The organism is Paracoccus alkanivorans (genome assembly GCF_003697785.1).
Taxonomy (GTDB): Bacteria; Pseudomonadota; Alphaproteobacteria; order Rhodobacterales; family Rhodobacteraceae; genus Paracoccus; species Paracoccus alkanivorans.
On the sequence record NZ_QOKZ01000008.1, the window covers coordinates 80,650 to 100,024 of the forward strand.

The window sequence follows — 19,375 nt, forward strand, 5'->3', positions numbered from 1 at the left end:
CCGCAAAGCACGAAAGAAAAGTCGGAAACGGTGTTGCCATTATCCGGCTGCGGCGTTTTACTCGCCCCGCGCTGAACAATGATAGCATAACAGGGAGAGCGCCTATTGCTGGACAATACCTCGGGCGACGCGTTCGTCGCCTTCGAACATGTGCAGAAAAGTTATGACGGTCAAACGCTTGTCGTCAAGGACTTGAACCTGTCCATCGGCAAGGGAGAGTTCGTGACGATGCTCGGCCCTTCCGGTTCGGGCAAGACCACCTGCCTGATGATGCTGGCGGGGTTCGAGACCGCGACTCACGGTGAAATCCGCCTTGACGGCCGCCCCATCAACCAGGTTCCGCCGCATAAGCGGGGCATCGGCATGGTGTTCCAGAACTACGCTTTGTTTCCGCATATGACGGTGGGCGAGAACCTGTCCTTTCCGCTGGAAGTGCGCGGAATGGACAAGGCCGAGCGCGAGGCCCGCATCAGGCGCAGCCTTGATATGGTGCAGATGGGGGCATTCGCGAACCGCCGCCCGGCGCAGCTGTCGGGCGGGCAGCAGCAGCGGATCGCCCTTGCACGGGCGCTGGTCTTCGATCCGCATCTGGTGCTGATGGACGAGCCGCTCGGCGCGCTCGACAAGCAGCTTCGCGAGCATATGCAGTTCGAGATCAAGCATTTGCACGAGGAACTTGGAATCACCGTGGTCTATGTCACCCATGACCAGACCGAGGCGCTGACCATGTCGGACCGGATCGCGGTATTCAATGATGGCCGCATCCAGCAGCTTGCCACGCCGAACCGGCTCTACGAGCAGCCGGAGAACAGCTTTGTCGCCGGATTCATCGGGGAAAACAATGCCTTGCCTGGAGTTATCGAGAAACTGGATGGCGACAAGGCTCTGGTCAAGCTGGCTGATGGAGAGGTGATCGACGCCACGGCGGTCAATATCCGTGAACGCGGGCAGAAAACCACCGTGTCGATTCGTCCCGAGCGGGTGGAATTCAAACCCGAGATGATGCCATCCGGCGCCCATACGATCGAGGCCGATGTGCTGGAAGTGGTCTATATGGGCGATATCCTGAGAACCCGGCTGCGCGTGGCGGGAAGCGACGATTTCATCATGAAATGCCGCAACACCATCGGCCAGACCCGGCTGGAACCCGGCCAGAAGATCCGCATCGGCTGGCATCCGCAGGACGCCCGCGCGCTGGACCCGATCTGACGGACGGTTTGCGCCACCTGTTCCGGCCCCCCGAAGGGGCCGGGAATAACGGAAAGAAAGCAAAGATATTCACATAGTTGGAGCTGACATCATGAAACGGACCCTTGCTTTGACAACCGCGCTTGGCCTGGCGGCCATGCCGGCACTCGCCGATGTGAACCTGCTGTCCTGGGGCGGCGCCTACGGCAACAGCCATGTCGAGGCCTATGTCAAACCCTTCGAGGCCGAGACCGGCATCAAGGTCAATGTCGCCGATGCCGACAATCCGGCCACCCCGATCAAGGCGATGGTCGAGGCGGGCAATGTCACCACCGATGTCGCTTCGGTCGAATATGCCGATGCGGTGCGGCTGTGCGACGAGGGGCTGCTGGAACTGATCGACGCCTCGGGACTGGCCCCGGCAGAGGACGGGACGGCGGCGACCGAGGATTTCATCGAGGGCGCGATCACCGATTGCTTCGTGGGCACGGATGTCTACTCCATGGTGCTTGCCTATGACGACAGCAAGTTCCCCGATGCCAAGCCCGCGACCCCGGCGGATTTCTTCGATCTGGAGAAGTTTCCCGGCAAGCGCACCATGCGCAAGGGTGCCAAGTTCAACCTGGAGCTGGCGCTGATGGCCGATGGCGTGCCGGCAGGCGAGGTCTATGACCTGCTGGAGACACCGGAGGGCGTGGACCAGGCCTTTGCCAAGCTGGACACGATCAAGAATGACGTGATCTGGTGGGAGGCCGGCGCGCAGCCGCCGCAGCTTCTGGCCGATGGCGAGGTGACCATGGCCTTCGCCTTCAACGGGCGGATCTTCAATGCCGCGCAGGGCGAGGGCAAGCCCTTCGAGATCATCTGGGACGGCCAGATCTACGAAATGGAGGGCTGGGTGATCCCGAAAGGCGCGCCGAACAAGGACGAGGCGCTGGAATTCGTCAGCTTCTCGACCGCGCCCGCGCAGCAGGCCCGCGCCGCCGAGTTCATCAGCTATGGCCCGCCGCGCAGATCGGCCGCCGCGCTGGTCGGCAATATCGAGGGCACCGAGGAGCCGATGGGCCCGCATCTGCCCACGACCGAAGCCAACATGACCAATGCGCTTGGTTCGAACCTGGATTTCTGGGTCGATCACGATGCCGAGCTGAACGAGCGGTTCAACAGCTGGCTGGCCAGCTGAGCCTGCGTCCCGCGATGGCCGGGGGTTTCACACCCCCGGACCCCCGTGAGGTATTTCAACAAAGAAGAAAGGGCGGTGGAAATTCGCCCGTCGTTGCCCGCAAAGGGCCAAATCGAAGAAAAACACGTAAATCCAACGGGAGAAGAAAATGAGAACCACTTTGATCCTATCGACGGCGCTGGCCGGGTTCGGCCTTTCCGCCGCCGCGCAGGAGGTGAATGTCGTGTCCTGGGGCGGCGCCTACGAGAAATCGCAGGTCGAGGCCTATAACAAGCCCTTTACCGAGAAGACCGGCATCAAGGTCAACATGATCGCCGCCGACAACCCCGCCACGCCGCTGAAAGCGCAGGTCGAGGCGAATAATATCACCGGCGATGTCTTCGATATCGAGGTCAGCGACGCGATCCGCCTGTGCGACGAGGGCGCGCTGGTCGAGATCGATCCCGCCGATCTGCCGCCCGCGCCCGACGGCACCCCTGCCGCCGAGGATTTCATCGATGGCGCGCTGCAGGATTGCGCCGTGGCCAATATCTTCTGGGGCACGGTCATCGCCTATGACACGACGAAATTCGAGGGCGAGGCGCCCTCGACGGCTGCCGATTTCTTCGATCTTGAGAAATTCCCCGGTCAGCGGGGCCTGCCCAAGACCCCCAAGCGCACGCTTTACCTGGCGCTGATCGCGGATGGTGTCCCGGCGAATCAGATCTATGAGAAGCTCGAGACGGAAGAGGGCGTGAACCAGGCCTTCGACAAGCTGGACACGATCAAGGACAGCGTCGTCTGGTGGGAGGCGGGGGCGCAGCCCGTGCAACTTCTCGCCGATGGCGAGGTGACCATGGCGACCGGCTATAACGGCCGTTTCTTCGACGCGATGGTCGCCGAGGGCAAGCCCTTCAAGATCATCTGGGACGGGCAATACATGGATCTCGACATGTTCGCGATCCCCAAGGGCTCGCCCAATCCCGAGGCGGCGATGGAATACCTGAAATTCGCCACCAGCACCGAGCAGCTTGCCGAGCAGGCGAAATATATCGCCTATGGTCCGGCGCGGAAATCCTCTGCCGGTCTGGTCGGGCTGTATCAGGACGGCAAGACCGAGATGGGGCCGCATATGCCGACCAATCCGGAATATCTGGAGACGGCGGTGATGGACGATCCGGAATTCTGGGCCGATCACGATGCCGAGCTGACCGAGCGTTTCAACAGCTGGCTGGCCGGCTCGTGATGTAAGATCGCCGCCGCCCCGGTTCGACATGGGGCGACGGCTTGAATTCCGGGGATATCATGGCGAACGCTTCCGATCCGCAAGCCGCAATTTCTGCCGCCGCCGCGCCCGCGGGACCGCTGACCACCGCCGATGGCAAGCCTTTGGCATGGTCCCTGGCCCGGTCGCAGGCGCGGGCGAAGCGGCGGGCCTTCCTGCTGGTGTTGCCGCTTCTGGCCTTTATCCTGATCACCTTCGTGGTGCCGATCGGGCAGATGCTGCAGCGGTCCTTCTATAATGACGGCTTCTCGGCCAACATGCCCGAGATCTCGCAATGGTTCGCCGAGAACCCGCGCGGGACCGAGCCCGATGACGCGGCATGGACGGCGCTGGCCAATGATCTGCTGGCTTCGGCCGAGGCGCGATCCATCGGCGTTGTCGGCACGCGGATCAATTACGACGTGCCGGGCACGCGTTCGCTGTTCACCTCGACCGGGCGCAAGGTGCGCCGGGGGATCGAGCCGCCTTACCGCGAGGCGCTGCTGGAGATGGACGAGGAATGGGGCGATCCGCGGATCTGGAGCGCGATGCGCGAGGCGTCGCAGCCGGTTACCTCGAATTTCTACCTGGCGGCGGTGGACCGGACCCGCGCTGATGACGGCAGTATCGAACAGGTCGAGCCGAGGCAGCGGATCTATGTGATGCTGTTCATGCGGACCTTCTGGCTGTCGGCGTTGATTACCGTGCTGACCTTTCTGCTGGGATTCCCGGTCGCGCATCTGCTGGCGACTCTTCCGATGCGGAAATCCAACCTGCTGATGATCCTGGTGCTGTTGCCCTTCTGGACCTCGCTGCTGGTTCGGACGACTTCATGGATGGTGCTGCTGCAGCAACAGGGGGTGATCAACGATATCCTCGTCTGGATGGGCGTGATCGGAGGCGGTCAGCGCTTGCAGATGATCTATAACCAGACCGGCACGATCATCGCCATGACCCATATCCTGCTGCCCTTCATGATCCTGCCGCTTTATTCGGTCATGCGCACCATCAACCCGTCCTATGTCCGGGCCGCCCGCAGCCTGGGCGCGACGAGCTGGACGGCCTTCCGCCGGATCTATTTCCCGCAGACCCTGCCGGGGCTGGGGGCGGGGGCGCTGCTCGTATTCATCCTCGCGGTCGGTTATTACATCACACCGGCACTGGTCGGGGGATCGAGCGGGCAGCTTATCTCGAACATGATCGCGCTGCACATGACCGATACGCTGAACTGGTCCATGGCGGCGGCGCTGGCGGCCTTGCTGCTGGGGTCGGTGCTGCTTCTCTACTGGCTGTATGACAAGCTGGTGGGCGTCGATAATCTCAAGCTGGGGTAGGCGAGATGGCTCTTCCGACATATGCAAGCCCATTGGAACGCGTCTGGCATTACACCTATCTGGTGATCTGCGGGCTGATCTTCTTTTTCCTGATCGCGCCGATCGTGGTGATCATCCCGCTGTCCTTCAATACCGAGCCCTATTTCACATTCACCGAGAAAATGCTGTCCCTCGATCCCGAAGGCTACAGCATGCGCTGGTATGACAGCCTGCTGACATTCGGCATGACCGCACCCGACGGGCCGCGGGATGCGGGCTGGTGGGCGGATGCCTGGGCCAATGCGAAATGGGTGAAGGCGGCCAAGAACTCGATCATCATCGGGTTCTTCTCGACCCTGCTGGCGACGGTGCTGGGCACGCTTGCAGCCCTGGGGCTGTCACGGCCCGAGATGCCGTTCCGGCGTCCGATCATGGCGATCCTGATCTCGCCCATGATCGTGCCGCTGATCATCACCGCGACGGGGATGTTCTTTTTCTACTCGAACCCCTGCGAGCTTCTGGGACTGGTCGGGCTGCCGACCAATTGCGGACGGCTGGCGGGCACCTATCCGGGGGTGATCCTTGCCCATGCGACATTGGGGATTCCCTTTGTCATCATCACGGTGACGGCGACACTGGTGGGTTTCGACCAGTCGCTGAACCGAGCGGCGGCCTCGCTTGGGGCCAATCCGAGGACGACATTCTTCCGTGTCACCATGCCGCTGATCCTGCCCGGCGTGATCTCGGGCGCGCTGTTCGCCTTTGTCACCAGCTTCGACGAGGTGGTGGCGGTGCTGTTCATCGCCGGACCCGAGCAGCAGACCATTCCGCGGCAGATGTGGAACGGCATCCGCGAACAGATCAGCCCGGCAATCCTGGCAGTGGCGACGCTGCTGGTGCTGTTCTCGATTGCGTTGCTGACGACGGTGGAATTGCTGCGCAGACGGTCCGAGCGGATCAGGGGTGTGACACCGCAGTAAGAAGACGCCCGCAGGATGACCGCCCGTGCCTGCGAGGATGGGCGGCTCAGGGCAGGATGGTGAGCCACATCCAGACGCTGAAAATCGACAGCGCCGTGCCAATCAGCACGGCCGAGGCGGCGACACGGCGCGCGGCCCCGTAGATATTGGCGAACAGATAGCCGTTGACGCCCGGGGCCATCGCCGCTGTCACGACAGCCGAGCGCATCCCCGCGGTATCGAGGCCGATCGCCGTGCCAAGGCCGAAGGTGATCGCCGGATGCAGGATCAGTCCGCAGGCACAGCACATGGCAATGGTCATCATGTCGCCTTCGGGACGATAGCGGTAGAGGATGCCGCCCAACCCGAACAGGGCCGCGGGAAGGGCCGCGCGCGAGATCATGTCGACCGCGGCCCAGAAGCCCGCCGGCATGACCAGCCCGGCCTGCATCAGCAGGTTCATGGCAAATCCGCACAGGATTCCGATCACCAGCGCAGTGCGCAGCACACCGGACAGGGCGCGGATGGCGACCCGGCCAAGCGACAGGCCGCTGCCCCGGGCGCGGGTGAACTCCATCATGCTGATCCCGAACGTGTAGAGCAGTGGCGAATGCAGCGCGATGATCGCCCAGTTGCCATGCAGCGCATCCGGGCCATAGGCGCGCTCGGTGATGGGGATGCCCAGCAACACGCTGTTCGAGAACAGGCAGGTGAACCCGATTGCCACGCAATCCTCGGGCGAGCGCTTGAACAGGTATCTTGCGCCTGCCCAGCCAGCGGTAAAGCTGGCGAATGCGCCGAGATAGAACGGGATCAGCAGGCTGGCGCGAAACTCGGAACCAAGATCGATCCGGGCCATCGACGCAAAAAGCAGCGTCGGAACCGCGAAGTTCTGGGCGAATTTCATCAGCCCGTCCACGGCATTTTCGCCGAACCACCCGCGCCAGCTTACCAGATAGCCAAATCCGACAACCAGAAAGACCGGCAGGATGATGGTGAAAAGTGCGCTCACAGGGGGCTCGCCGTCATGGGGGGCAGGGTGGGTGTCGAGACCGGGATCTCGATCACCATTCCGTCATGGGCGGGCACGACATTTTCGGGCGTCTGCGCCATGACCTGATCGTAATCCATGTCGATATGCATGTTGGTGAGCACGCCGCGCGGGCATCCGGAGCGCTCGATCCAGTCCAGTGCCTGCGCCAGATGGGCATGGCTGGGATGAGGTTCCGGGCGCAGGGCATCGCAGATGAATATCTCCGCTCCCTCGATCAGCGGCCATGCGGTTTCGGGAATTTCCGACACATCGGGTAGATAGACCAGCCCGCCGATCCGAAACCCGAGCGCGGTGATCCCGCCATGCGGAACACGGAACGGATGAAAGCTGAGTGTTCCGCCGGGGCCGTCGATGGTCACAGGACCGTCCAGCCGGTGCAGATCGGCGATCGGGGGGTAATGGCTGCCCTCCGGCGCCTCGAAGATATAGCCGAAACGTTCGGTCAGTGCCTGTGTCGTCGGCATGTCCGCCCAGACAGGCATCTTGCGGCGGGCGTTGTATACCAACTGCCGCAGGTCATCGATGCCGTGGATATGGTCGGCATGGGGATGGGAATAGATCACCGCGTCCAGCGTGGCCACGCCCGCATCCAGCAATTGCGGCACCAGGTCAGGGCCGGTATCGATCAGCACCTGGGTGATGCCTTCGCCGTCCTGCCGCTCCACCAGCAGCGAACAGCGGCGGCGGCGGTTCCTGGGGTTCCCCGGATCGCAGACGCCCCATCTTCCGCCGATTCGCGGCACCCCGCCGGAAGAGCCGCAACCAAGGATGGTCGCGCGGATCACGCGGCACCTCCGGCGGCCTTCCAGAACAGGCGGTCGAAATTTTCAGAGGTCTGGCGGGCGAAATCGGGATAATCCATGCCGAAGACCTCGGCCCCGACCGCGGCGGTTTTCGCCGCATAAGCCGGTTCGTTACGCTTGCCGCGATGGGGCGGCGGAGCAAGATAGGGGCTGTCGGTCTCGACCAGGATGCGGTCCACCGGGGCGGCGGCGAAAATCTCGCGCAGCTCGGTCGAGCGGGGGAATGCGGCGATGCCGGACATCGACAAATAGAAGCCCAGATCAAGAGCGGCCTGTGCCAGTTCCGCGTCCGAGCTGAAGCAATGCATGACGCAGGAATAGGCCCCGGCGCGATATTCCTCGGTCAGGATGCGGGCCATGTCCTCATCGGCATCGCGGGCATGGATGATCAGCGGCAGGCGGGTCTGGCGGGCAGCCTCGATATGCAGGCGCAGGCTTTCCTGCTGCGCGCCCGCGCTTTCGGCGGTGTAGTGATAATCCAGTCCGGTCTCGCCGATGCCGACGAATTTCGGATGACCGGCCAGTGCGGCCAGTTCCTCGACGCTGGCCATGGGCTCGTCCGCCACGCTCATCGGATGGGTGCCGGCGGCGTAGAACACGCCTTCATGCGCCTCTGCCAGCGCGCGGACCTGCGGCTCCAGCCGCAGCCGGGTGCAGATCGTGACCATGCGGGTGACACCCGCCTCTGCCGCGCGGGCAAGCAATGCGTCATGCTCTCCGTCGAAATCGGGAAAGTCCAGATGGCAGTGGCTGTCGACAATCGGCGGAGAAAGGGCCGCTTGGGTCATGGGATCAACTCGTGGCAGGCGGGGCGGATTGTGCGGGCGGCAGATGCGCCAGTTCCGTCAGCATATCCATCACCAGCGCGGCGGGGTCAAGGTTGACCGCCCTGCCAGAGCGCGCGCGTGCCGAGAGCCGGGCCTGCGCCTCGGCCCATGCCCGCGCCGCCCGGTCATCCGGCGACAGCCGCGCCATGAGGGCACCTTCGCCTTTCGCGGCCTGTGGCAAGGGCGCGCCCATCAGCCCTGCACGGGCGGTGCGGGTCAGGAAACGGTCAAGAAGGGTGATGATCAGATCAAAAGGATCGCCATCGGCATTGGCCCGGCCCGCCGCCCCTTCGGCCAGTTTCGCCGCCGCCAGCCGGTCCAGCCGGGGCAGGGTGGCAAACAGATCGACGATCTGCTGATAGCGGGCAAGCCCGTCCTGGCCGGCCAGCCGCAGCGCCTCGCCCACCGAGCCGTCGGACAGGGCCGCCAGGGCTTCGGCATCTTCCTCAACCCCCAGTCCCGACAGCGCCTGCGTCATCAGTTCGGGCTTCAGCGGGTTCAGCCGCAGCGTCCGGCAGCGCGAGCGGATCGTCGGCAGAAGCCGGGCAGGCTGATGCGCGATCATCAGGATCAGCCCGTTGCCGGGCGGCTCCTCCAGCATCTTCAGCAACGCATTGGCGGCGGCGGTGTTCATCTCGTCGGCAGCGTCGATGATGGCGACGCGATGGCCGCCCTCCGACGCGGACAGGTGAAAAAAGGACAGCAGCCGCCGGATCTCGTCCACGGTGATTTCGGCGCGCAGCCGGCCGGTCTTGTCGTCCCATGGGCGGCGGATCAGCTGCAGGCCCGGTTCGGACAGCGCCCTGATGCGGCGCGCGGCGGGATCGTCCTCGGGCACCGAAAGATCGTTACTGCCCGCGCCCGAGATCAGCCAGCGGGCAATGGTCCAGGCCAGCGTGGCCTTGCCGGTGCCGCGCGGGCCGGTCAGCAGCCAGGCATGATGCAGGCGCCCGCCCCGCGCGGCCTCGACAAAATCGCGAATGGCGTGGTCCTGGCCGATCACATGCGGGGTCATGCGCGGATGCGGCGCGCCGGGAACCCGATCGGGTTCGGGGATGTCCTGCGGATCGCGGCTCACAGCGCCGCCCGGACGCGAGCGGCCACATCCCCGACGCTGCCACTGCCATCGACGAGCCGGACGCGGCCGGGATATTCCTGCGCCAGGGCACGAAATCCTGCCGCCAGCCTTTGCTGGAATTGCAGTCCGAGGCTTTCGAAGCGATCTTCCTTGCCACCGCGGGCATTGCCCCGGGCCAGCGCCGTGGCCGGGTCGATATCGATCACGAATGTCCGGTCGGGTTCCACCGCGATGGTCAGTTCGTGCAGACGATCCACCATCATGCGCAAATCACCCCGCGTAGCGCCCTGGTAGATGCGGGTGGAATCGGCAAAACGGTCGGTGATGACGATCTTGCCCCCGGCCAGAGCCGGTCGGATCACCCGTTCAAGATGATCGCGGCGGGCGGCGGTGAACAGCAGGCATTCGGTCTCTGCCGACCAGCGTTCGCCCGCGCCCTCGACCAGCAGGCGGCGGATCTCCTCGGCCCCCTCGCTGCCGCCGGGTTCGCGGGTCAGCACAACGTCACGGCCCTCTGCCCGCAGAGCCTCGGCCAGCAGCCGTGCCTGGGTGGATTTGCCGCAGCCGTCGATTCCCTCGAAGCTCAGGAACATCAGCCGTTCACGGCGTCGATGGCCTTGCCGCCAAGCCGCATCACCGCGCCCTTCATCCGGCCGATGAAACCCGCTTCGGGCACGTCCTGCGCGGCCAGCAGCGGCGTGACGGCATCCTTGGCGCCCGGCACCGTTACCACCAGTGTTCCCAGTTGATCGCCCTTGGCGACCGGGGCGGGAATGGGCGAGTTGTAAACCGCCTCGACCTTGATCTGATCCCGGGCACCCGCCGGGATCAGCACATTGGCGCCCTCCTTCGTGGTCAGTCCCACATGCGATGCGGTGCCCAGCCAGACAGGGACCTGAACCACCGTTTCCCCGGCCGGTACCAGCGTTTCCATGGTGAACTGGCGGAACGCCCAGTTCACGATCCGCTCGGCCTCCTCGGCGCGGGCGGTATCGCTTGGCAAGCCGGTAATGGCGAAGATCACCCGGCGACCATCCTGCACCGCCGATCCGACCAACCCGTAACCGGCCTCCTCGGTATGGCCGGTCTTGAGCCCGTCAGCGCCGATCCCCAGCTTCAACAACGGATTGCGGTTGAAACGGTTCGCCGGGGCACGGTTGTCAAAAGGAAATTCGGTCATGGCGAAGTTCTTGTACAGGTCGGGGAAATCGCGGATCAGGTGCAGCGCCAGTATCCCCAGGTCACGCGCGCTCATACGGTGGCGCGGATTCGGCCAGCCCGAGGCGTTGGCAAAGACCGAATTGGTCAGCCCCATTTCCTTGCCCTTCTCGGTCATCTGGCGGGCAAACGCCTCTTCGGTGCCGGCCAGCCCCTCTGCCACGACGACGCAGGCGTCATTGCCCGACAGCACGATGATTCCCTTGATCAGTTCCTCGACGGTGGGGCGGTCCTGCTCGTTGAGGAACATGGTGGAGCCGCCCATCTGCCGCGCCTTGGTCGAAACCGGCAGGCGCGTATCCATCTCCACCCGTCCCTCGCGAAGCGCCTCGAACAGCATATAGGTCGTCATCAGCTTGGACATCGAGGCGGGGGGAACCGGCTGGTCGGCGTTCTTCTCCATCAGCACGGTGCCGGTCGCCACGTCATAGACCCATGCGGTCCCGGCATTCGTATCGAATGCCTGCGCCGGTGCGGCCAGTGCCAGCAGGGCGATGAGCCTCAGCAGAAATGCGCGCATGAGATGTCCTTTGCCTGTTTGACCATGATGGTTACTATAAGGGCCGCTTTGCCGCAACGCGCCGCGGCATGGTTACAGGTGAATTTCAATGCAATTTTACCAACCGGGCGCGCCTGCATGGCTGTCACGGATACCGGAGGCGATGAGGCCATGGCTGGGTTACGATACCCGGCCTTGTCCCGGAATTTTTCGGTGGGCGGGATGCGATTCCGCCTGCTTTGAACCACTTGGAAACGGCGGCAAAGATGCGCGGGCGGCAGGAGGAGCGCCGCCCGCGCCTCGTCGGGTGATTGTTCTTGTTCTGCTTACCCGGCGAGATAGCTGTCGATGGCGGCACGGGTGCCGTTCTCGTGAAGCCGTGTCAGCCTGCGCGCGAAAGCCTCCTGAAAACGCCTGTCATCGGCCAGCGGGCCGAAGACGGTGCGGTTTTCAAGAAAGGCCAGGGGATTTTCGCGCGCGGCGAGGGCGCGTTCGCGCAGGGCTTCGTGATTGTCGTCATTCGGTGCGATCTCGCTGCCTGCCTCGTCGCGGCGTTCGCAATAGCGGCACCAGAAGGCGACCTCCTGGGCCAGCCCTTCGATGGCGTGCCCGTCACGCAGCGCATCGGCGATGGTGGGCAGGATGAATTTCGGCTGCCGGTTCGAGCCGTCGAGGCAAAGGCGCGCCACGGTGTCGCCGATCTCGGGATTGGCGAAGCGGTTCACGATCAGCTCCAGATAATCGCCGTAATCCACTCCGTCGATCGGGGTGAGCGTCGGGATGATCTCGCGGGTTTCGAGCGCCCGAAGCCATGCCTCGATCTGCGGATCGGCCATGGCCTCGTGGACGAAGTGATGGCCCAGCAGCGCGGCGGGATATGCGATGGCCGCATGCCCGCCATTAAGGATGCGCAGTTTCATCAATTCGTGGCGGCTGACATCGGCGACGAATTCCGCGCCGGCCTTTTCCAGCGGCGGGCGGCCCTGCGGGAAATTGTCCTCCAGCACCCATTGCCGGAAGGGTTCGCAGACCACCGGGGCGGTGTCGCTGATACCGAAGCGGTCGCGGACCAGCGCCCGTTCGCGATCCGAGGTGGCGGGGGTGATGCAATCGACCATGGAATTCGGGAAGGCGACGTTTTCCTGAACCCAGTTGCCGAATCCGGGATCGGAAAGCTGGGCGAGACCGGTCACGGTGCGGGCGCAGACATGGCCGTTCTCGGGCAGGTTGTCGCAGGACATGACGGTGAAGGGCGGGATGCCCGCCGCTTTGCGCCGGCGCAGGGCGGCAAGGATCATGCCGAACACGCTTTGCGGGCTGTCGGGATTGGCGGCGTCATGGGCCATGTCGGGATGGGCGGCGTCGAATCCGCCGGTCTGCGCGTCCACGTAATAGCCGCCCTCGGTGATCGTCAGCGAGACGATGCGGATCGCCGGGTCGGACATGGCGGCGATGACGGGTTCCGGCGCGACCTCGACGAAATCCACCATCGAACCGATGATCCGGGCGTTCAGCCCGTCGGGATCCAGTTCGACCAGCGTTGTCAGCCAGTCCTGCGCCTGCAGTCTCTCGCGCATCGTGGCGTCGCCGGAGCGCACACCCGCGCCCACCAGCGCCCAGCCATGACCCTCGCCCTGTTCGAACAGGCGGTCGAGATACCAGGCCATATGGGCGCGGTGAAAATTGCCGACGCCGACATGCAGGATGCCGGGCCGCAGGGCCGCGCGGTCATAGCCGGGGCGGCTGACACTGGCCGCCAGATCGTTAAGTGTGGATTGCGACAGGGCAATAGCCATTGCGGAGCCTTTCGTGAGGGTGCCTTGGATAAAAGGCATATTCGGTCGTCCCGGAACATGGCGGCGACGGTGCCGCCGCCATATCCTGATTACATGCGGTCGCCGTTCTTGTCGAAACGGTGGATCTTGTCCTCTGCGGGGGTCAGCCAGATCTCGTCGCCATGGCGGAACGCAACCTCGCCATCGGCGCGGACGGTGACGGCATCCGCCAGCCCGGTATCCTCGACATAGAAGAAACTGTCCGAGCCCAGATGCTCGGACACGCCGATCCGCCCCTTCCATTTGCCGCTATCGGCAGAGACCGAGACATGCTCGGGCCGCACGCCGATGGTCTCGGCGCCGTATTCCACCGCCGCCGCGCCGGTGAACAGGTTCATCTTGGGGCTGCCGATGAAACCCGCGACAAAGACATTACGGGGATTGCGATAGAGTTCCAGCGGGCTGCCGACCTGCTCGATCCGGCCTGCCTGCAGAACCACGATCTTGTCGGCCATGGTCATCGCCTCGACCTGGTCATGGGTCACGTAGATCATCGTGGTCTTCAGGCGGTTGTGCAACTCGCTGATCTCAAGCCGCATGCCGACCCGCAGGGCGGCATCCAGGTTGGACAGCGGCTCGTCGAACAGGAAGGCCGCAGGCTCGCGCACGATGGCCCGGCCGATGGCGACGCGCTGGCGCTGACCGCCCGAAAGCTGGCCCGGGCGGCGGTCAAGGTAATCGGTCAGGTTCAGCGCCTTTGCCGCCGAATCGATCCGGCGTTTCTGCTCGGCTTCGTCGATACCCGCCATCTTCATAGGAAAGGCGATATTCTTGCGCACCGACATATGCGGGTAGAGCGCATATGACTGGAACACCATGGCCAGTCCGCGCTTGGCCGGGGAGGCCTGGGTGGCGTCCGATCCGTCGATCACGATCTTGCCGCCCGAGACATCCTCCAGCCCCGCGATCAGGCGCAGGAGCGTGGATTTGCCGCAGCCCGAGGGGCCGACGAAGACGACGAATTCGCCATCCTCGATGGTCAGGTCCAGGGGCGGGATGACCTCGACTTCGCCGAAGCTCTTGGCGACATTCTCAAGGGTGATTTGTCCCATTGTTCTTCTCCGTTACTTCACGGCGCCGAAGGTCAGGCCGCGGACGAGTTGCTTCTGGCTGAACCAGCCGAGGATCAGGATCGGGGCGATGGCCATGGTCGAGGCCGCGCTGAGCTTCGCGTAGAACAGGCCCTGCGGCGACGAGAAGCTGGCGATGAAGGCCGTCAGCGGCGCGGCATTCGTGGTCGTCAGGTTCAGCGTCCAGAAGGCCTCGTTCCATGCGAGGATCACGTTGAGCAGCAATGTCGAGGCGATGCCCGGCACGGTCATGGGGGTCAGGACGTAGATGATCTCGTTGCGCAGATTGGCGCCGTCCATCCGCGCGGCCTCGAGGATCTCTCCGGGGATCTCGCGGAAATAGGTGAACAGCATCCAGACGATGATCGGCAGGTTCATCAGCATCATGATGATGACCAGCGCGGTGCGGCTATCCAGAAGCCCCATGCTGCGCAGCCCCATATAAACCGGCACCAGCACGCCCACCGCAGGCATCATCTTGGTCGACAGCATCCACATCAGCACGTTCTTGGTGTTTTTCGTGGGCTGGAAGGCCATCGACCAGGCGGCGGGAATGGCCACGGCCAGTCCCAGAAGCGTGGAACCGATCGAGATTACCACCGAGTTCATGAAGTAACGGGCGTAATCCGAGCGGGTATTGACGTCGATATAGTTCTGCAGCGTCCAGTCGAAACTGAACCAGACCGGGGGCGAGGCGATGGCCGTCGCCTCGGTCTTGAAGGATGTCAGCACGGTCCAGATGATCGGGAAGGATATCAGGATCCCGATGCCCCATGCGACGGCGGTGACGAGGGCGCGCTGGCCCGTTGTGGTTTGTCTCGCCATGTCAGAGCTCCAGGTTCTTGCCGACCGCGCGCATCAGGAAGAAGGCGACGATATTGGCGATGATGACGGCGATCACCCCTCCGGCCGCGCCCATGCCCGCGTCGAACTGCTTGAGCGAGAGGTTGTAGATCAGGAAGGGGATATTGGTGGAGGCGTAGCCCGGACCGCCCGCGGTGGTGACGTAAATCTCGGCGAAGACCGCCAGGAGGAAGATCGTCTGGATCAGCACGACCACGGTGATCGAGCGGGTCAGATGCGGCAGGGTCAGGTAGATGAACCGGCTGAGCCAGCCCGCCCCGTCCATCTCGGCGGCTTCCATCTGCTCGCTGTCGAGCGATTGCAGTGCCGTCAGCAGGATCAGCGTGGCAAAGGGCAGCCATGCCCATGCCACCATGATGGTGATGGACAGAAGCGGCAGGGTGGAGAGGAAATCCACCGGTTGCAGCCCGAATGCGCGGAAGAGATGCGCGAAGAGCCCGTTGACCGGGTTCATGAACATGTTCTTCCACACCAGCGCCGAGACCGTAGGCATGACGAAGAAGGGAGAGATCACCAGGATGCGGACGATCCCTTGCCCCCAGAACTCCATGTTCAGCAAAAGCGCGAGAAGGATGCCGCCGATGGTGGTGATCGCCAGCACGCCCAGCACCAGCACCAGCGTATTGACCAGCGCCGGGATGAAGGCCGGGTCGGTCAGGAAGTAGTAGTAATTCTCGAACCCGGTCCAGGAGGCGGGCGGGGTCAGGATATTGTAGCGGAGGAACGAGAAATAGATCGTCGTCCCGAGCGGAATGATCATCCACGCCAGAAGTAGGATCACGGATGGCGAGATCATCAGCCGCGCCGCCTTGTGCGCACGTTGCGTGGCCATGGGGCAGTTCCTTCAGGTTGCGCCGGGTGGCGGCGAAGGTGCCTGTTGCGTCCCGCGATGGCCGGGGGATTTTGCATCCCCCGGACCCCCTGCAAGGTATTTGCACAAAGAAGAAGGGGGTGGCGCGTGCACCGTTCGGCGGAGCCGGCGTGAAAGCGAAGAGGGGCCGGCCGGATTGAACGGAGCCGTTCCGGTCGGCCGGGATGCTTACTTGGGATAGCCGGCGCGGCGCATTTCGCGTGTGGCGGTGGCCTGCGCGGCGGTCAGCGCCTCTTCGACGCTGGTCTGGCCGGTGACGGCGGCCGAGAAGAGCTGGCCGATCGTGGTGGCGATGCCCTGGAATTCCGGGATCGCGACATATTGCGCGCCGACATAGGGCACCTCGTCCACGGTCGGGCTGCCCGGATTGGCCGAGTTGATCGCCGCCAGGGTCATCTCGGCGAAGGGTGCGACCTTGGTATATTCCGGGTTCCCGTAAAGCGATGTGCGGGTGCCCGGAGGCACGGCGAGCCAGCCCTCCTTTTCGGCCACCAGTTCGGTATAGCCCTTCGAGGTCGCCCATTCGATGAAGGTCTGCGCGGCTTCGGGATTTTCCGAGCTGGCCGGGATCGCCAGCGACCAGGCCCAGAGCCAGTTGGCCTTCTGTCCGCCTTCGGCGCTTGGGGCCTGGGCGAAGCCGACCTTGTCGGCGACGGTCGAATCGTCGGGATCTGTCACGAATCCCGCCGCGACCGTGGCATCATACCACATGCCGCATTTGCCGGTCTGGAACAACGCGAGATTCTCGTTGAAGCCGTTGGTGGAGGCGCCGGGAGGGCCGTAATTGGTCATGATATCGACGTAATAGCTCATCGCGGCGTTCCATGCCGGCTGGTCGAATTGCGGAACCCATTCCGCATCGAACCATTTGCCGCCGAAGGAATTCGCCATCGAGGTCAGAAGCGCCATGTTCTCGCCCCAACCGGCCTTGCCGCGCAGGCAGATGCCGAAGACGCCGTTATCGGGATCATGCATCGCCTCAGCGGCCTGGCGGATGAAATCCCATGTCGGCTCTTCGGGCATTTCCAGCCCGGCTGCCTCCATCAGGTCGGTGCGATACATTACCATGGCGCTTTCGCCATAGAAGGGAGCGGCGTAAAGCGTGCCGTCCACGCTCAGCGCCTCGCGGATGGCGGGAAGCAGGTCGTCGACATCGTATTCGGCGCTCATCTCGAGCGGCTTGAGCCAGTCCTGCCTGCCCCAGATCGGAACTTCGTAGGTGCCGATGGTCATCACGTCATACTGGCCGCCATTGGTGGCGATGTCGGTGGTGACCTTCTCGCGCAGGACGTTTTCCTCCAGCGTCACCCATTCGATCTTGATGCCGGGATGGACCGCCTCGAATTCGCCGGTCAGGCCCTGCATGCGGATCATGTCGCCATTGTTCACGGTGGCGACGGTCAGCGTCACGTCCTGTGCGGCTGCGATACCGGCCGAGGCGCAAAGCGCCGTTGCACCCATCAGGATGCGGAAAGTCGTGGTCATGATGTCCTCCCTAGCGGCATGAGCAAATGCCAATTAAATGAGCAAATATTCGCAAACTGTCGGGATTCTGTCAATCGGGAATTCCAGACAGCTCTGGGCGAAACCTAAGGAATCGCCTGTAAGATCGTGAAGATACTTTCAAATTTTGTTTTTTAAGCTAGGAGCCGTTCTGCCGTGGCCTCTGAGGTAATCAGCCCGTTGATCAATTGCCCGATCAATGCCGCACGAATCGCGGGCAACTTGGCCTCGCCCGAGGCGACGGCGGTCAGCGGGTGCTCGCAGCCGCGCGGCAGCGGCGCAGAGGCGACACGGCGGTTGAACGCGCAATCGATGATATTGCCTTCGCGATCATAGACCCATCCCGTGATCTCGCCCGCTGCACCCGCGCGGGCCAGTTCGGCCATCTCGGCAGCGGAAACGAAACCATCGACATACAGGGGCGCGCTTTCGTCCATCTGGCCCACGCCGACCACCGAGAGATCGGCGCTGCGGCACAGTTCCAGGGTATTACGCGCCGCTTCCTGTTCCTGCATCTGCGCCAGTTCGCCGGGATGGCTGACCAGAACCGGCAAGGGGTTGGGGTAATGCGGCGCGCCGATCCGCTCGGCCAGGTGAATGGTGGCGTTATAGGGGGAGGCGGCGCCGTCCGACATCATGTTGCCAAGCCGCGACGCGACCACGTGATGCGGGCAGGACATGCGTGGCAACTGCTCGACCATTGCCTTCACCGCCCGGCCGGTGCCAAGGCTGATGACCCGGCGCTCAGGCGATTTCAGCGTCTTTTCCATCTCGGCCGCGGCGGCAATGGCGATACCGGTCAGCAGGTCGGGCGCGCCGGGATCGGAGGGCACGACCTCGCAGCTATTCAGGCCATAGCGGTCGGTCAATGCGTGGGCGAGATCCATGCAGCGGGCGATGGGATGGTCGAGCCGGACCTTGATCAACTTTTCGCTGACCGCCATCGCCACCAGCCGCTGCGCGCTCTGCCGGCTGACGCCCAGCTTGCGGGCAATCTCGTCCTGCGTGTTGCCCGCGACGTAATAGAGCCATCCGGCGCGGGCGGCATCGTCCAGCCGTGTCGTGTCGGATGTGAAACGTCCTGTGCTCACCGAACCTCCCCAAGCGTTTCAGCCTGTTTCAAGAGGTGGGGGAAATCGCGCCAGTTGTCAAAACTTTGCACATCGGCGGGGATGGCAAGGGGATGGCCGCGCAGATGCGAGGCACCGTGATAGGCCAGCACCCTCATGCCCGCGGCGCGGGCGGCCTCGATCCCCGGAAGGCTGTCCTCGACCACCAGCGCGGCGGCTGGTTCGATGCCCATCCGGCTTGCCGCGAACAGGAACAGGTCAGGCGCCGGCTTGCCATGCGCCACCTGGCTGGCGGTGAAAACATCCGGGCCGAAAAATTCCGACAAGCCAAGGAGTTGCAATGTTCGCGCGACCCGGGGAGGGCTTGACGAGGTGGCGACACAGCAGGGGGTGCGCAAGTCGCTGAGCATGTCCGGAAAGCCGGGCGTCGGGGCAAGCTCGTCCTCGAAGCGCAGGAGCAGGCGGCGGCGGTATTCGGCTTCGAAATCCGCAGGAAGCTCACGGCTGAAACTTTCGCGGATGACCTTGGCTACGGTCGGGAAGCTGCGTCCCAGGAAATCGCGGCGGATATCGTCGGGGCCGAGAATGAGACCCAGTTCCGCCAATTGCTCTATCATGACGCTGGCCGAGAGAACCTCGCTGTCGGCGATGACGCCGTCGCAATCAAAGATCACCAGTTCGATCCGCATCGCAAATCCCTGCCTTGCCGGTAAATGGCCAACGGGACAAGGCCGCATGGGCAGGCCGCTGTCAACGGCAAAGCGGAAAAGCCGCTGAAAATGCCGCGCCTTCAGGCG

Annotated in this window: 18 protein-coding genes; 5 read left to right on the top strand and 13 right to left on the bottom strand. The window is 63.8% G+C overall.

Going from position 1 to position 19,375, the window contains the following annotated elements; translation table 11 throughout:
- Positions 1–105 precede the first annotated feature (105 nt).
- From C9E81_RS17970 to C9E81_RS17990, 5 genes are all read left to right on the top strand, one after another.
- Positions 106–1,209: an ABC transporter ATP-binding protein gene (locus C9E81_RS17970; RefSeq protein WP_122113739.1), complete on the top strand. Its 1,104-nt coding sequence runs from the start codon at positions 106–108 to the stop codon at positions 1,207–1,209.
- A gap of 91 nt (positions 1,210–1,300) precedes the next feature.
- Positions 1,301–2,371 carry an ABC transporter substrate-binding protein gene (locus C9E81_RS17975; protein ID WP_122113740.1) on the top strand — a complete coding sequence of 357 codons (1,071 nt, stop codon included), beginning with the start codon at positions 1,301–1,303 and terminating at the stop codon, positions 2,369–2,371.
- 148 nt (positions 2,372–2,519) lie between these two features.
- On the top strand, positions 2,520–3,596 hold the full coding sequence (locus tag C9E81_RS17980; protein ID WP_122113741.1) for an ABC transporter substrate-binding protein: 1,077 nt from the start codon (positions 2,520–2,522) through the stop codon (positions 3,594–3,596).
- A 59-nt stretch (positions 3,597–3,655) separates the two neighbouring features.
- Entirely contained in the window at positions 3,656–4,948 is a 1,293-nt protein-coding gene (locus C9E81_RS17985) for an ABC transporter permease (protein ID WP_122113806.1), read from the top strand.
- 5 nt (positions 4,949–4,953) lie between these two features.
- Positions 4,954–5,907, top strand: a complete 954-nt coding sequence (locus C9E81_RS17990; RefSeq protein ID WP_122113742.1) for an ABC transporter permease — start codon at positions 4,954–4,956, stop codon at positions 5,905–5,907.
- A gap of 46 nt (positions 5,908–5,953) precedes the next feature.
- On the opposite strand, the gene C9E81_RS17995 is transcribed toward C9E81_RS17990, so the two are convergent.
- The 13 genes from C9E81_RS17995 to C9E81_RS18060 all read right to left on the bottom strand — a co-directional run bounded on the left by C9E81_RS17995 (position 5,954) and on the right by C9E81_RS18060 (position 19,267).
- A complete protein-coding gene (locus tag C9E81_RS17995; protein ID WP_122113743.1) occupies positions 5,954–6,898 on the bottom strand; it encodes an AEC family transporter in 945 nt (314 codons plus the stop codon).
- Entirely contained in the window at positions 6,895–7,725 is an 831-nt protein-coding gene (locus tag C9E81_RS18000) for an MBL fold metallo-hydrolase (RefSeq protein WP_122113744.1), read from the bottom strand. The genes C9E81_RS17995 and C9E81_RS18000 overlap by 4 nt, the downstream gene beginning before the upstream one ends.
- Positions 7,722–8,531 carry a TatD family hydrolase gene (locus C9E81_RS18005; RefSeq protein WP_122113745.1) on the bottom strand — a complete coding sequence of 270 codons (810 nt, stop codon included), beginning with the start codon at positions 8,529–8,531 and terminating at the stop codon, positions 7,722–7,724. The genes C9E81_RS18000 and C9E81_RS18005 overlap by 4 nt, the downstream gene beginning before the upstream one ends.
- A 4-nt stretch (positions 8,532–8,535) precedes the next feature.
- Positions 8,536–9,648, bottom strand: a complete 1,113-nt coding sequence (locus C9E81_RS18010; protein ID WP_122113746.1) for a DNA polymerase III subunit delta' — start codon at positions 9,646–9,648, stop codon at positions 8,536–8,538.
- Positions 9,645–10,241, bottom strand: a complete 597-nt coding sequence (gene tmk / locus C9E81_RS18015) for a dTMP kinase (protein WP_122113747.1) — start codon at positions 10,239–10,241, stop codon at positions 9,645–9,647. The genes C9E81_RS18010 and tmk overlap by 4 nt, the downstream gene beginning before the upstream one ends.
- On the bottom strand, positions 10,241–11,386 hold the full coding sequence (locus C9E81_RS18020) for a D-alanyl-D-alanine carboxypeptidase family protein (RefSeq protein WP_122113748.1): 1,146 nt from the start codon (positions 11,384–11,386) through the stop codon (positions 10,241–10,243). The genes tmk and C9E81_RS18020 overlap by 1 nt, the downstream gene beginning before the upstream one ends.
- A 305-nt stretch (positions 11,387–11,691) precedes the next feature.
- Entirely contained in the window at positions 11,692–13,161 is a 1,470-nt protein-coding gene (locus C9E81_RS18030; protein WP_122113750.1) for a mannitol dehydrogenase family protein, read from the bottom strand.
- A gap of 89 nt (positions 13,162–13,250) precedes the next feature.
- Entirely contained in the window at positions 13,251–14,252 is a 1,002-nt protein-coding gene (locus C9E81_RS18035; RefSeq protein WP_122113751.1) for an ABC transporter ATP-binding protein, read from the bottom strand.
- 12 nt (positions 14,253–14,264) lie between these two features.
- Entirely contained in the window at positions 14,265–15,095 is an 831-nt protein-coding gene (locus tag C9E81_RS18040) for a carbohydrate ABC transporter permease (protein ID WP_122113752.1), read from the bottom strand.
- A gap of 1 nt (position 15,096) precedes the next feature.
- Positions 15,097–15,966: a carbohydrate ABC transporter permease gene (locus C9E81_RS18045; RefSeq protein ID WP_122113753.1), complete on the bottom strand. Its 870-nt coding sequence runs from the start codon at positions 15,964–15,966 to the stop codon at positions 15,097–15,099.
- A gap of 207 nt (positions 15,967–16,173) precedes the next feature.
- Positions 16,174–17,490, bottom strand: coding sequence for an ABC transporter substrate-binding protein (locus tag C9E81_RS18050; RefSeq protein WP_122113754.1), 1,317 nt, complete (start codon positions 17,488–17,490; stop codon positions 16,174–16,176).
- Positions 17,491–17,642: 152 nt separating this feature from the next.
- The gene (locus C9E81_RS18055) at positions 17,643–18,599 is read right to left on the bottom strand and encodes a sugar-binding transcriptional regulator (RefSeq protein ID WP_122113755.1); all 957 of its coding nucleotides are present in this window, start codon (positions 18,597–18,599) and stop codon (positions 17,643–17,645) included.
- Positions 18,596–19,267 carry an HAD family hydrolase gene (locus C9E81_RS18060; RefSeq protein ID WP_122113807.1) on the bottom strand — a complete coding sequence of 224 codons (672 nt, stop codon included), beginning with the start codon at positions 19,265–19,267 and terminating at the stop codon, positions 18,596–18,598. The genes C9E81_RS18055 and C9E81_RS18060 overlap by 4 nt, the downstream gene beginning before the upstream one ends.
- Between the last annotated feature and the right edge of the window lie 108 nt (positions 19,268–19,375).

Coding starts and splice junctions, on each gene's coding strand:
- C9E81_RS17975 (WP_122113740.1), top strand. CDS start 1,301: ATGAAACGGACCCTTGCTTTGACAACCGCGCTTGGCCTGGCGGCCATG.
- C9E81_RS17980 (WP_122113741.1), top strand. CDS start 2,520: ATGAGAACCACTTTGATCCTATCGACGGCGCTGGCCGGGTTCGGCCTT.
- C9E81_RS17985 (WP_122113806.1), top strand. CDS start 3,656: ATGGCGAACGCTTCCGATCCGCAAGCCGCAATTTCTGCCGCCGCCGCG.
- C9E81_RS17990 (WP_122113742.1), top strand. CDS start 4,954: ATGGCTCTTCCGACATATGCAAGCCCATTGGAACGCGTCTGGCATTAC.
- C9E81_RS18005 (WP_122113745.1), bottom strand. CDS start 8,531: ATGACCCAAGCGGCCCTTTCTCCGCCGATTGTCGACAGCCACTGCCAT.
- tmk (WP_122113747.1), bottom strand. CDS start 10,241: ATGTTCCTGAGCTTCGAGGGAATCGACGGCTGCGGCAAATCCACCCAG.
- C9E81_RS18020 (WP_122113748.1), bottom strand. CDS start 11,386: ATGCGCGCATTTCTGCTGAGGCTCATCGCCCTGCTGGCACTGGCCGCA.
- C9E81_RS18030 (WP_122113750.1), bottom strand. CDS start 13,161: ATGGCTATTGCCCTGTCGCAATCCACACTTAACGATCTGGCGGCCAGT.
- C9E81_RS18035 (WP_122113751.1), bottom strand. CDS start 14,252: ATGGGACAAATCACCCTTGAGAATGTCGCCAAGAGCTTCGGCGAAGTC.
- C9E81_RS18040 (WP_122113752.1), bottom strand. CDS start 15,095: ATGGCGAGACAAACCACAACGGGCCAGCGCGCCCTCGTCACCGCCGTC.
- C9E81_RS18045 (WP_122113753.1), bottom strand. CDS start 15,966: ATGGCCACGCAACGTGCGCACAAGGCGGCGCGGCTGATGATCTCGCCA.
- C9E81_RS18050 (WP_122113754.1), bottom strand. CDS start 17,490: ATGACCACGACTTTCCGCATCCTGATGGGTGCAACGGCGCTTTGCGCC.
- C9E81_RS18060 (WP_122113807.1), bottom strand. CDS start 19,267: ATGCGGATCGAACTGGTGATCTTTGATTGCGACGGCGTCATCGCCGAC.